The organism is Streptomyces sp. NPDC047525 (assembly GCF_040643025.1).
Taxonomy (GTDB): domain Bacteria; phylum Actinomycetota; class Actinomycetes; order Streptomycetales; family Streptomycetaceae; genus Streptomyces; species Streptomyces durmitorensis.
Map to the genome: position 1 here is coordinate 177,809 of NZ_JBEYTL010000018.1, position 11,677 is coordinate 189,485.

Below are 11,677 nucleotides of genomic sequence, written 5' to 3' on the forward strand. Positions count from 1 at the left end.
TTGTGATCACAGCTACCGAGCGACATACTCATACTTGGGGCTAAGAAGAAGATTTCCAGGGCAACCTATGGAGGAGCCACTGTGGTAATGCAAACTTGGAAGAAGAGTAGCTATTCGGGCGATTCTGGGAGTTGCCTAGAGTTTTGTGTGTCCGCCTGCGGCGCGGGCGCGACAACAATAGTTATGTTACGTGACAGCAAGGTGAAAGAGACGGCCGAGGTTACTCTTCGCGCACTGTCCAGGTCCGCCTTTATTGGTTCACTTAAGTGTTCCGGGATTGCCTGCGCAGCCCATTGAGGCGCGCTTGCAGATTTACTACTTTTGGATGGTCATGGCCGAGCCGCAATTGAAGGGCAGACAAGGCTCCATCCAGTATGGCCAGTGATCGAAAGTTCTGTCCCTCCATCTCAAGTACGTCGGCGAGAGATGCACATGTTCCTAGGATTGAAATGTGCCCCACTCCTAATAATTCTTGCTGCCTTTCTATGATTTCATGAAGCTCTTCCGTTAGTCCTTCGACCTGACCTTCCAATATCTTGATTTCAGCCGAGCGCTGTCGTAAGGTGAGGAAAATTGGGTGCCCCGCTGGATATACCTCTTGCACTGCCAGCATGGTGATATTGTACTGTGCATTGGCCTCCAAAGGGCGACGGGCTTTTATGATCCAGAATAGCAACGCCATATTGCTGATTATCGTGTACTGATCATGAGCCCCAAGGGTAGTCTCGCGCCCGGCTATCACTACCCTAAATTCCCTGATGGATTCGTCCACTAGGCCTTTCGCGGCCAGGGTGTGCGCCAGGTTGTGCCTTGTGTGGAATACATCCGCATGAAACGGACCTAAAATGGGTACCTGCGCACTCAGTATATCTCGAAACTCGCGCTCTCCTGCGCGCGAGTCGCTACGCGTCCTCAGTGCCTGTGCTATGCAATAGCGTGCCGTTATACCGGTGATTTCACATGAGGGAAATTGTAAGGCGTAATCTTCTACTTTCTTTGCCAGGTCTTCGGCTTTGGGGTGCTCCGAGGCGAAGGCTAGGGCTGAGATTACGCGTGCGACCACGTGAAGTAAGTCGCTAACGAATCGCTCATCCGCTTCAAGGGAACTTTCCAGTAGTTTTGAAAGGTGTGGAACGAGTGAAACCCATGTGCGCCAGGTGCGCGGATCTAGCCTGTCCAGTGCTGCGACTGCAGATTCAAAGCAAGTCACAAGGTTTCTCTTACTCTCCAAGATACTGTCAGCACTTGCGGCGAATATTATCATTTCGGCCACGACTGGGTGCACCGAGACTTGTGCAGTGAAGCGAGACTCGAAACCTTCGTTCAAATTTTGAATTTCAATTAATCCGAATGTGGACAGCGAAGGTAGGGTGAGTGAAAGGAATGAGCGGGGTACAGCCTGCCTGTGTACTGCGGCGCGAAATATCTCTAATGGTATGGGGTTGGGTGCAGAACCTAAACTCAGGGTGAGCATTGCGTTGCGAGCGTCACCGACGCCGCAATCAACCAGTACACCGACAGACAAATCCCATGTTTGCCAAACAGATTCTCCTTGATTCAAAACCGGGCGGGAATGACTGCGGAGAAGGTCACCCATACCAGTGGATAGCCCTCGCAGGTAGGAGTCGAATGAATCCTCAGCCGCGAAGCTGGATGATAAGTATCGGCCGGCGTGATTAAGGGCCAGGGGCAGTCCGCCCAAATGAGTGGATATCTGCTGTGCCGATTCGTAGCTACCTGCTTCAGGTGCAAGATCTAAGAGGAGCTTCCCTCCATCCATCGGAGACAGTTCGCTGATCTTGCGCACATGGCAAATGGGCCCCCACAGTGCAGCATCACACCGGCTTGTCACAATAATTAGACCCCGTTTGGTGGAACGTAGCCAGCCATTCCCGTCGCCGGGCAGTCGACCTCTCGCCTCTAAATTGTTCGGATCGTCGGCATTGTCGATGATCAGCATCCATCCTTTATATTTGTTGAGGGTGCGCCAAAATACGTCAGATGGATTCGAAATTCCGGACAGAGACTGCTCTATTTCACTACTCGTAGCACCCAGGTGTGCTGCCAGGCCGAGTAGCGAAGAATCTATCGCATTCTGACTTGAGCTCTCGATCCACCAAACTGGTCGACGATTCTGGGTGGCCTCCTTTGCCAGTTGTAACGCAATGTAGGACTTTCCCACCCCGCCCATTCCGGCCAACACATGAACTCGCCCGTCAGGTCTCCTTGCTGATTCTCGAAGATCTTCGAGTATGGAATCTCGCCCTACAAGACCTACACGAATCCTTCCAAGTGGAGGCCAATAAGGGCTGCTTGGATCAGAGGTTAGGTGCCTTTGGCTGATATCGCCTTCCCGGGCGGGGGTTCGACGCAGCTGTAACCAAGCTATGGCACCTGCTCCCATAGTGACGACAAGTCCCGCAACACCGGTAAGTAACCCCAAATCCATCAATACAGGATATGATTCGCCCGCCTGCGTGTCTATAACCCCCTCGTGTTGTGTGATCCCAGTTGTCAAAGTGCTTGGAGAAGCAGGCTCACAGCGAGAATCTCCTTACCCAAAGGGTCGGACCGGTTCGTCTCCCTGCTAACTCCAGGCGGTCAGAATCTCAGCGGCATCAAGATCGCTCGATCAGGCTCTTGTGCTCTTATCGGTAAGGGGTTCGAGTCTCACAAGCACATTCGCGAGCCGGCCACGCCGTTGGCGCTCGGCTGTGCTCAAGCCACACACGCTTCTGTCGATGCACAGTCAGCCTCGGGTATAGCGGCCCCGGAGGCGATCGTCAGCGCACCCGTCACAGGACGCGGCGGATTGCCCAGTTGTAGCGGGTCCAGTCGCTGAGGGGCACGGTCTGCACAGTCCTGCCAGGTGTCGGCGTACTGCGTCGGCGGCCTGGTCCTGGACGTGCCCGCCAAGTCGATTGCTGCGTTAGTCAGCTGGACGCTGACCGAGGCCCGGCTCGGTCAGGCCTGGCTGCACCGCAACGGTCGCGACGCCGACCAGGTGGGGCGGGTGCCGGGGACAGGACGGGGGATAGCTCTCAGAGATGGCGAAGAAGACGAAGAAGTTACGTGGGGCGTCGTCCAGGATGGTGCGGGTGACGAAGCAGAGGCTGATCGATGGCTTACCCGGGCCCGGCGGAGTGCGGATCCGGTTCGCGAGGCCGCAGGAGGCAGCCGAGGTCACTGAACTGCTGAAGGCTGCGTCCGATGACATGGAGACCGGCCACCTTGAAGCGCTCGCCGAAGGGAGGTGCGGGACATGGCTGCTGGACGGCCTCGCGGGTGCCCGTCTGATCGATCCGCTCGTGCGGGCAGCTGCGGTTGGCGACTTGAAGGCAGCGGCGGCCGCGATGTCACTGCCGCTGGTCGCCCAGGACCGGGAGGGACAGGTCCTTGGAGCACTGCTGGCCGTACCGTCCGGCACGATCATCTCCACCGTCACCCGCCTGCCAGGCCACGAGCAGCACGCCCTGCTCTCGATGCTCAAGTACGCAAAGATCAAAGCGGTCGCGGTCAGCGAGGACGCCCGCGGCCAAGGAATCGGGGCCGCCTTGCTGAAGCGATGCGTTCAGTTGTACTGGCAGCTGGACTACATGCTGCTGTTCGGCGGGTTCGAGACCCCGCGCGCACTTGGGCCGTACTACACACGCCAGGGCTTCACCGTGCTGCGGCCCGGCCAGACCATCGACGTCGGCACCTTGCTGGCCGGTGTGCCGATCCAACTCGGTGCGGGCCCGGGCGAGACGCTCTTCTACCGATGGCGCGGCCACGTCAGCTGACCTGTGATGATCCCTCACCGCGCACCAGGTCGGGTCGGGCATCAGCCATGGCGAACGCCCTCGTGAGACCGGCCACGAGGGCACTGTCGATACGGTAGCGCCGTGCTCGCTCGTCCCGCTGGAGCAGAGGACCCGCGCCTTCCGGCCCAAGACGGCGCTGCACCGCCTTGACGCTGGTCAGCGTCCCGCCGATGCGGGACGGCGGAATCGGGACGGTCGGGTGCCCGGTGAAGTGCTGCTGGACGTCGTCGTATGACGCCTCGCCGCCCAGGTCGGTGATCCGGCGCAGCACCGTCCGGGCCCCGGGCATGAGCGCGGCAAGCACCTGGAACAGCATCTGCTCGCTCCAGCCGTCGGTGAGGTCGTCACCGCTCAGGTCTTGCGGATCGGGCCGCGGCTCCACGGCCGGGGCATCCGGCCAGCTGGCCGGAGCGACCGGCCGCAGCCCGTAGGCAGCCTGGACCGCAGCGAGCGCCTGCTCGTAGGTGTCCGTCTCGGTGTCGATCGTCAGCCGCACGCCGTCCCCTTCGTGATCTCTGCCGCCATCTTTGCGCAAGGTCCGGAAAAATTGCGACGCCAGATTTTGGGTCCATTCCCCAGGTTGGTACGCGCACCTGGACCCGGGGTGTGACCTCCTCCGCCGGAGCCTCCGGGTTGGACGCACCGCTCCCAGCAGGACCCGCGCCACGGGCGGCAAACTGGCCGCTGAGCGCACCAGGATGTTGCGCACCCGATGCCGCCGGTGCGCACGTGACGGTGTCGTGCACTCCCTACGCAAGTGCACGTCATCGCGGGGGAATGCACGATGCTCCCCGATGCGTGCACGCAGGCTGACGGTGCCCGGGTGCGGTGCGATGGTGCGCACCGGCTGCCGTGAGTGCTCCGCACAGGGGGTGCACCCCCTTGTCCAGGCGCGCTACCTGCCGCATCGTTCCCGCTCAACGTTGGCCACCGCCCGCATCGTCCACTTACGCGTCCGCGATGCTCTGCATCGAGGGGAGGGATTCTTGTCCGTGTTCAACTCCCGTGCGCTCGGGCTGCGTCGATGGTGCGCAGCCGGTGCGGGGGTGTACGCACTGTGATGCGCACCATCGGGTGGGAGTGCACGACATCGTGCGGACCGACGGCAGAGGCTGCTACATCTGGCGCGCACCGCTCGGTGGCTGGATGAGCGCGCGCAACGGCGCCGGACCGTGCTGGCCGAACTGCAGGAACGGCCCACTTCGTATTTGCTCACTGAAGCGATCGAGCTGCTGAGCGAGCCCGGCGCCACGGCGCAGGACAAGGACGTCGTGCGGGCCGCACAGGCCCGGGCTCAGGAGTTGCAACGGTCCCGGGCACGCGACCTCGAGGCCCGGCGGGAAGCCGCGCGCCGGGCGCGGGGGAGGGCGCTTTCAGACGGGCAAGAGCAACGGGAGGCCGATGCCGCGCGGCGCGAGGCAGACCGGGCTCGCCGCGAGGAAGAACAGCAGCGCCGACGGGACGAAGCAGATCAGGCCGCGGTGTTCGAAGCCCGAAGCGCTAAGGCCACGAGGCTGACGCCGACCGTGCGCGGGGCCCTGAAGAAGGCAGCCCGTGAACGGCGCACCACCACGTGGACTCAGATCGGGGAAAAGACCGGCGAGCGCCAGCTGGCCCGCCTCGACCATCAGGACAAGGTGGAACTCCTGGTCCTGGTCGACAAAGGCGCCGACCCCGGCACACCACTGCTGTCAACGCTCCTGGCGGCCGATGGCGACAACAGCGCCGTGCGCCTGTATCGCGCCGTCGGGCAGCGACTTGGCCGGCCGCTGCCCGACGACGACATTGAACTGATGGCGCTCCTTGTCGGCGAGCGGGAGCAATTGCACCGCTGGCCCCCGTCCTGAGACTCGACCTTGGACCGCCAAGAGGAGGGCTCCGCGAGGCGTTCGAGCAGGACGTGCCAGGCCTCACCAGCCTCCACGCGCTGCGTACCGCCCGCGCCACCGACCCCACCTTCCCCGCCGCAGTCGACAAGAGCGGCACCGAACTCCTCTACCGCGTCGCAGACCTGAAGAAGTGGGCCCGCAACCGGCCCCGCGCCGCGATCGGCACCACCGACCTCAACTGACCGCGCCGCGCTGGGACTCACCACGGGCCCCGGGGAGCAGCCATGACATCCCCAGGGCCCGGCTCTATGGAGTCACTCGATACAAAGGCTCCGCCACCTCACCGTCACGAGACCGGAGCAGGGGCAACACCGCAGAGAATCTCCTGTAGTTCTAGTGTCATGAAGCTCAGCGACCTCAGCCCGCTGATGGTCCGCCGTCGCGCCGGTGGCCTCAGCTACAGCTACGACCAGTTCCGTGCTGATCCGGCGTTGGCCGCTCTGTCGTGGCCGGACGACGTCCTCGAGCAGTTCCTCTTCGACCACGGCGATAACGCCGCCTTCGGCAACGACTACGGCGGCATCGACCTGCGCGACATCACCTGGCGGCTGGAGACGATCCCGGCCGCGGACTTCCACACCATGCCGACCGGAGCGTCCGACGCCGGCTGCATCGAGGACTATGCCGACAACCCGGTGCACTGGGTCACGGTCCGGCCCCCGGAAGTCGGCCGGCACTGGGAAGAGCACGGGACGTGGCGGCGCCCGCCGCTCCTCCTCGACCGGCGCCTCCTGGACCCGGCGGGCAGCGGACTGCTGGTCCTGGAGGGCCGAACACGCGTCGGTGTCCTACGGGGCCGCCTGCGCGAGGAACTGCACGCCACGCCCGACCATCGGGCCTGGGTCGGACGTCCATGACGAGACACACCTGCGTGCGTACGCTGCGCGCGTCAGGCCGTTTTCGAGGGAGAGCTGCTGATGACCGAGAATCCGCATGTGCCCGGCCCACGCCGGGATCTGGCGATGCACAACGACTGGTTCGTCTCGGGCTGGGAGCACGTCCTGCCCCGCCAGGCTTCCCGCTGACAATGCTGATCGGGATCGCGAGCCAGCCCGGCTTCACCGGCTCTCTCGACGACCTGCTGCAGGAAGTCTTCGACGGCCACTGGGACATGATCGGCGGCGGTCTCGACAGCGCACTCACGTTCTCGTGGCCCGAAGAGGAGTGGGACTACGAAGAAGCGCCGGAGGGCCGCGAGGCAAACGAGGCCAGATGCATGGAGGCGTTCGGCGCCACGGGTAGCGTCGAGGTCGCCGTGGCGCGGCCGGTGCGGCGAGGCGCTGTTGCCGCGGATCACGATGAGTCGTGTGTCCTCGGTGCCTACCTTGCCCCTGCCCGGCGCGCCGTCAGTCACCGAGGCTCACCTGCAGCCGGTGCTCGTGGAAGTGGTCCCAGTCCATGACGAGGCGGAAGCGCTGGTGCGCCTCCAGTCGTTCCGCGTCGGCCGGCTCCTGGCCGCGCTGCACGCGGGCATCGCCGGACTGAACGAGCTCCGCGAGGGCCAGGCGGACGTTGTCGGCGTCCTGGCTGGTGGCAGAGGCCAGCCGGTCCAGGGAGGTCAGGATTTCCTGCGGCTCCCCAGCGTCGACCAGGTGGTTAATGAGGGTGTCGACGAGCGGTCCGGTGCGCATCGTCCAGCGGATCTCGTCGAGGCGCTTGGTGAGTTCAGCGTCCAGCGTCAGCAGATCACCGGGCAGCGGAAGGACGGCGGGCATCGACCAATGGGTGCCGTCCGGAGTCTCTTCGCGGCTCGCCATCCCCCATGTCAGGTAGAGCTCGGACAGGTCCCGCACTGTCCTGGGCACCGAGAAGCCAGCGGCTGTCAGCCCCTGGCAAGCCGCCCTCGACGCGCTCTCCGCCTGATCCTGTACAGGTCGCGTGACGGTGGCAGGACCTCCGTCACGTCGTCTCACTCGTGTCGCCGCGTACAGCTCGGATCCGGGCTACGAACGGCGCGAGGAAGACGTGTGCCTGCTGCTCGGCCTGGTCGCGTTCGTCGTCGGTCAGGGCGCGCCGCGCGCACAGCTCGGTGACCTCGACCTCGTACGTTCGGTAGTCTATCTCGGGCCGCGGCTGCTGGACCGGGTACCAGTGCCACCCGTGCAGGGTGGAGCGCCACAGCTGCCGGTTGGCCTCCGTGGGGTTGCCGAAGTGGTGCAGGAACAGTTCGACCGTGTCGCGGTCGAAGTCGAAGCGCGCCACGTCGTCGGCCGCGCACCCGGTGCACTCATGCTCCGGCCCGGGGCACGGCGTGAGCTCGTACTCGTAGCACGGGTACGTACGGCGCGGATGGGCCCGGCGCTGGCGGTAGGTCCGGCCGACACCACAAAAACGTCAGAGTCAGCTGCCGCGCTTGACTCTGCCGCGGATGGCGAGCGCAGCGAACCCGAGGAGTACCGGCTCCGTGAACCGGGACGCCATCTCGATGTACCCGCCGGCCGTCGTCAGCTCTTGGCCGCTGGCGCGGAACACCGTTGAGTTCAAGGTGATGTTGAGGGCCTTCTCGAAGCGCTTCGTGGTGAACCGGTCGCCGTTCGGGTTCTTCGGCTCGGGCTTTTCAATGATGGTCTTCCACTCGCCGTCCAACTTTTCCCGCACGATTTCTTGCTGTGGGGACTCGTTGGGCAGTCCGAAGCCCATCAGGAGGACGATGGTGGCGGCCATAGCGGCGGTGAGCCAACCGATGGAGCGGGCTGCACGGAGGCCGTAGCCAGAGAGTATCCAGTAAGCGCTGAGCAAGGCGCGCTCGGACCAGGGAATGTCGTCGGCGTGACGGCGCATCTCCATCTCGCCGTAGTAAAAGTCAGCGGCTCCGGGTTCGTGTTTCCCATCCTCGAATGCCTTGCGGAGTTGCCGGTACACCGGCGCCAACGCGACCGGTTCGAGGACACCTACTCCCTCGGGCGCAGGCGACCAGCCGTCCGTAGAGACACTGCGGCTGGCGCGCCAGTGCTGTTCTTCGGCCAGAGTACGGCGCGGTGTCCAACGCACAGGCAGCCAACGGTGCCAACGTACTCCGGCCGGCGGGGGGCACAGGTTATACCGCCCCTCCAGGCGGAGTTGATCGAGGTGGAATGCTCCCGCGAATCGGCACGGTGCGAGGTCGACGTCGGAAAGAGACAGCATTGCGCAGTCGACCCCGCGAAGGGATTCGACGCTGACCCCCGACTGATACCAGGTGAGCCCGGGCTCGTCGAAGCGGGCGTTGCAATCGAACGGAGCGGGGTGTGCGGTGACGGCGATGGGAAGTGTCAGGACGGAGTCGGTCAGGTCGAGCATGGCGTGACGGAGGCGCAGGGTTGCGGTTGATCCCCATTGGGTGCGTACGCATCGGACGCGAGCGGCGGCGGCCTCGACGGTCACCGGTCCGGCGAACACGGCCCGGGACAGGCTCAGCGTGCCCTGGCAGGCAAGAGGTCCCAGTGACTGGGCTTTCTGGAAGGTCGCCCGATCGAACCGGATATTTCCGGAACAAATCGCGCTGTCGAACCCGGCCGTCCCGGTGAAAGTCGCTCCCTCGAATGCGGCATCCGCGAAGGCCACCCGCTCGAAGTCGGCGCCGGCGGCGAAGGTCGCCCTGTCAAACCCGGCGTGCCCGATGAATTTCGCCCACCTGAATCGGGCATCTGCTGTGAAGACCGCCGCGCTGAATCGGGCTCGCCCGGTGAAGCGCGCCTCGAACACTGCATCCCCGGAGAAGGTCACTCCCTGGAACAGGGCGTCCTTGGCGAAGATCGTCCTGCTGAAGTCCGCCTCCATAGCGAAGGTTGCCCCCTCGAACCCTGCGGACTCGGCGAAGGTCGCCTTGTGGAACCGGGCAGCCCCGGTGAAGGTCGCCCCGTTGAATCGGGCGTCCTGAGTGAACGTCGCCTCTTTGAACCGGGCATCTCCAGCGAAGGCCGTGCCGGTGAACCGGGCATCCTGAGTGAACGTCGCTTCGTCGAACCAGACGTCCGCGGCGAAAGCCGCCCTGCCGAACCAGGCTTCCTGCGCGAAGGTCGCCCCACCGAACCGGGCACCCTGCGCGAAGGTCGCCCCACCGAACCGGGCGTATTTGGTGAAGGTCGCGCCCTTGAACCTGGCGCGCCCGGTGAAAGTCGCCCCGTTGAACCAAGCGTCATCGGCAAAGGTCGCCTCGTCGAACCACGAGTCCCCGAGCAGGACGGTGTTGGACCCCGGATCACGCAAGGCCGCGATCAGGCCATGCAGCACGGCCCCATCGAAGGTCGTCCCCCGGTGGTCGACATCGGCGCCTGGACCCAGCCCACCGAAGTAGGCGGCGCGATCGGTGGGTTCGAGGTGGGCAAGGCATGCCGCGTGACCGGGCACGTGGACGCCACGGCAGCCCACATCGTCTACCTCAGGGTCGGCTCCACGTCCGCAGTGCGGCCAGTCCGGTGGCGTCGACGAAGTCATGAACCGATATCATCACGCGCACGGTGGCCTCATCGCCGGAACCAAGGCACCTGCGGATGTTGAGAGTTGTGTCGACTTCGAGTTGCGCGTCCATACGCTTGCCAGACGCGATTCGCGCGGAGTCGGGTGATCCTTCCTTCGGCGTTGCTGACCGAACCGACCTCTGAGTGACCGACGCGAGGGTGCGGACGTGGTGGGAATCGAAGACACGCGACTGATCGTTTTGCGCGGAAATAGCGCGTCAGGGAAGTCATCCGTCGCGGCCGTCCTACGTGAGAAGTTCGGCCGCATTCCCTTCAGTGTCTCCAGTCGTCTGGTCCGCCGCCTCGCCAGTCGATGAGCGGTGAGCGGACGACGTCCATCTCGTCTTGCTGACGGAAGTGGCCAGTTGCTCGGGGAGTGGGCGTGGGTGGCCCTTCGGCCTCCCAGGGGTCACGGGTACCCCCGCCCAGCGGCAGAGGAGTACCCGCCTGATGCGGCGCCTGTTCCTTGGGCTTCAGGCTGTCCATTCTGTTCGGCTGGCGTGTCCTGGTGGTGGCCGGCGGCGTTTGCCGGGGGATGCAGCAGAGCGTCACGTGTTGTGTCGGCAGCCTGGCCAACCTCTCCCGGTGACGGGGCTGGGCTGTACCCCGCTTTTCCGGGCGTCCCGGCCCGGAAAAGCGGGGCGGCTTCGGACGTCTGGCACCGACTGTCCGGAGCCGCCTCCGCAGGTGGGCAGTTGGGGCTCGTGCCTCCGGCGGCCATGTTGGGCGCGTAGTACCCGTTCAGGCTTCGCGCTTCGGCAGCCTGCCCACCCGTCTGCGTACGGGTGGGCAGGCCCTGTGATTGTCCCCGATCAGTGAGCCGCAAGGATGGGCGCCAGGGCGCCCGCAGCGATCCAAATGTTCTTGCAGAGACTTCCCATGCTTTCGGTATGCATCCAAGGAATTCTCATCGGTGGATATGGAGTTCCTTCCCTGCCGATATTTGCCGCTTTGCCCTGCAGGCCGCGCCCGGGGGCGTACAACCACGGGATCGTGGGAAACGTGTATGTGGGCTGCTTGTTGGCGGCTATGGTGATGTCACGGGGTTCCGATGACAGCCCAGGCGCCGGTGACAATCAGAGTGCGGTTTAGTGACATCGAAATGCAGATTCTGATATGCATCGGTGGGATGCTCTGATTCCAGAGTCCATCTAGACTTCAAAATGAAGCACTCCCAGACAGAGAGCTTCCTACTGTTCTTGGATCCTGCTACCGCTTCTTCATGACACCCGAGATGACGCAGTTTGACGACTGGTCAATGCCCACCTGGCGGGCCTGGTCGATGCCTGCTTGCCGAAGTGCCGTCACCACCTACAGACCTCCTTATTGCTGCCGTTCCGTCAGGCCAGTAGACCCCGTAGCCAGTCTGGCCCGCTGTAGCGGGCCTTGACGGTTCTGGAGGCGAAGCCGGAAGGGCCGTTGGGTGGGGGAGTGAAGCGGACCCACTGGGCCGGAGCGCAGCGAAGGCCTGCACTCCGGGAGCGCAGCGGACGGAGTGTCACCCGCCTTGCGCAGCAAGGCGGGTGAGCGTGGGGCGCAGCCCCAC

At 64.1% G+C, this 11,677-nt stretch carries 10 protein-coding genes and 1 pseudogene; 6 read left to right on the plus strand and 5 right to left on the minus strand.

The annotated features are described in order from the left end of the window. Positions 1-87 precede the first annotated feature (87 nt). Entirely contained in the window at positions 88-297 is a 210-nt protein-coding gene (locus ABZ833_RS37345; RefSeq protein ID WP_361056675.1) for a DUF397 domain-containing protein, read from the plus strand. Here the strand turns inward: ABZ833_RS37345 and ABZ833_RS37350 are convergent. Next, positions 263-1,960 (minus strand): hypothetical protein, encoded by a 1,698-nt coding sequence (locus ABZ833_RS37350; protein WP_361056678.1) that lies wholly within the window; start codon positions 1,958-1,960, stop codon positions 263-265. The genes ABZ833_RS37345 and ABZ833_RS37350 overlap by 35 nt on opposite strands. 1,129 nt (positions 1,961-3,089) lie before the next feature. Between ABZ833_RS37350 and ABZ833_RS37355 the strand changes: the two genes are divergently transcribed. Then, positions 3,090-3,782 (plus strand): GNAT family N-acetyltransferase, encoded by a 693-nt coding sequence (locus ABZ833_RS37355; protein ID WP_361056681.1) that lies wholly within the window; start codon positions 3,090-3,092, stop codon positions 3,780-3,782. On the opposite strand, the gene ABZ833_RS37360 is transcribed toward ABZ833_RS37355, so the two are convergent. Further along, a complete protein-coding gene (locus tag ABZ833_RS37360; RefSeq protein ID WP_361056684.1) occupies positions 3,775-4,299 on the minus strand; it encodes a hypothetical protein in 525 nt (174 codons plus the stop codon). The genes ABZ833_RS37355 and ABZ833_RS37360 overlap by 8 nt on opposite strands. A gap of 676 nt (positions 4,300-4,975) precedes the next feature. Between ABZ833_RS37360 and ABZ833_RS37365 the strand changes: the two genes are divergently transcribed. The 3 genes from ABZ833_RS37365 to ABZ833_RS37375 all read left to right on the plus strand — a co-directional run bounded on the left by ABZ833_RS37365 (position 4,976) and on the right by ABZ833_RS37375 (position 6,549). Then, positions 4,976-5,650 carry a hypothetical protein gene (locus tag ABZ833_RS37365; protein ID WP_361056687.1) on the plus strand — a complete coding sequence of 225 codons (675 nt, stop codon included), beginning with the start codon at positions 4,976-4,978 and terminating at the stop codon, positions 5,648-5,650. Positions 5,651-5,703: 53 nt separating this feature from the next. After that, a complete protein-coding gene (locus ABZ833_RS37370) occupies positions 5,704-5,874 on the plus strand; it encodes a hypothetical protein (RefSeq protein ID WP_361056690.1) in 171 nt (56 codons plus the stop codon). Positions 5,875-6,033: 159 nt separating this feature from the next. Next, complete coding sequence (locus tag ABZ833_RS37375; protein ID WP_361056693.1) at positions 6,034-6,549, plus strand: hypothetical protein; 516 nt, start codon at positions 6,034-6,036, stop codon at positions 6,547-6,549. Between the two features lie 489 nt (positions 6,550-7,038). On the opposite strand, the gene ABZ833_RS37380 is transcribed toward ABZ833_RS37375, so the two are convergent. The 3 genes from ABZ833_RS37380 to ABZ833_RS37390 all read right to left on the minus strand — a co-directional run bounded on the left by ABZ833_RS37380 (position 7,039) and on the right by ABZ833_RS37390 (position 10,108). Next, positions 7,039-7,605, minus strand: coding sequence for a DUF6042 family protein (locus ABZ833_RS37380; RefSeq protein WP_361056696.1), 567 nt, complete (start codon positions 7,603-7,605; stop codon positions 7,039-7,041). Further along, positions 7,592-7,894 (minus strand): hypothetical protein, encoded by a 303-nt coding sequence (locus ABZ833_RS37385; RefSeq protein WP_361056699.1) that lies wholly within the window; start codon positions 7,892-7,894, stop codon positions 7,592-7,594. The genes ABZ833_RS37380 and ABZ833_RS37385 overlap by 14 nt, the downstream gene beginning before the upstream one ends. Before the next feature lie 138 nt (positions 7,895-8,032). Continuing rightward, positions 8,033-10,108, minus strand: a complete 2,076-nt coding sequence (locus ABZ833_RS37390; RefSeq protein ID WP_361056702.1) for a pentapeptide repeat-containing protein — start codon at positions 10,106-10,108, stop codon at positions 8,033-8,035. Positions 10,109-10,298: 190 nt separating this feature from the next. Here ABZ833_RS37390 and ABZ833_RS37395 point away from each other — a divergent pair. Beyond that, positions 10,299-10,397, plus strand: a pseudogene (locus ABZ833_RS37395) (kinase); the annotation flags it as partial. Between the last annotated feature and the right edge of the window lie 1,280 nt (positions 10,398-11,677).

What these genes read in the sequence shown, in the direction of transcription:
- ABZ833_RS37390 (WP_361056702.1), bottom strand. Translation starts at nt 10,108, where the DNA reads ATGACTTCGTCGACGCCACCGGACTGGCCGCACTGCGGACGTGGAGCC.
- ABZ833_RS37355 (WP_361056681.1), top strand. Translation starts at nt 3,090, where the DNA reads ATGGTGCGGGTGACGAAGCAGAGGCTGATCGATGGCTTACCCGGGCCC.
- ABZ833_RS37350 (WP_361056678.1), bottom strand. Translation starts at nt 1,960, where the DNA reads ATGCTGATCATCGACAATGCCGACGATCCGAACAATTTAGAGGCGAGA.
- ABZ833_RS37345 (WP_361056675.1), top strand. Translation starts at nt 88, where the DNA reads ATGCAAACTTGGAAGAAGAGTAGCTATTCGGGCGATTCTGGGAGTTGC.
- ABZ833_RS37375 (WP_361056693.1), top strand. Translation starts at nt 6,034, where the DNA reads ATGAAGCTCAGCGACCTCAGCCCGCTGATGGTCCGCCGTCGCGCCGGT.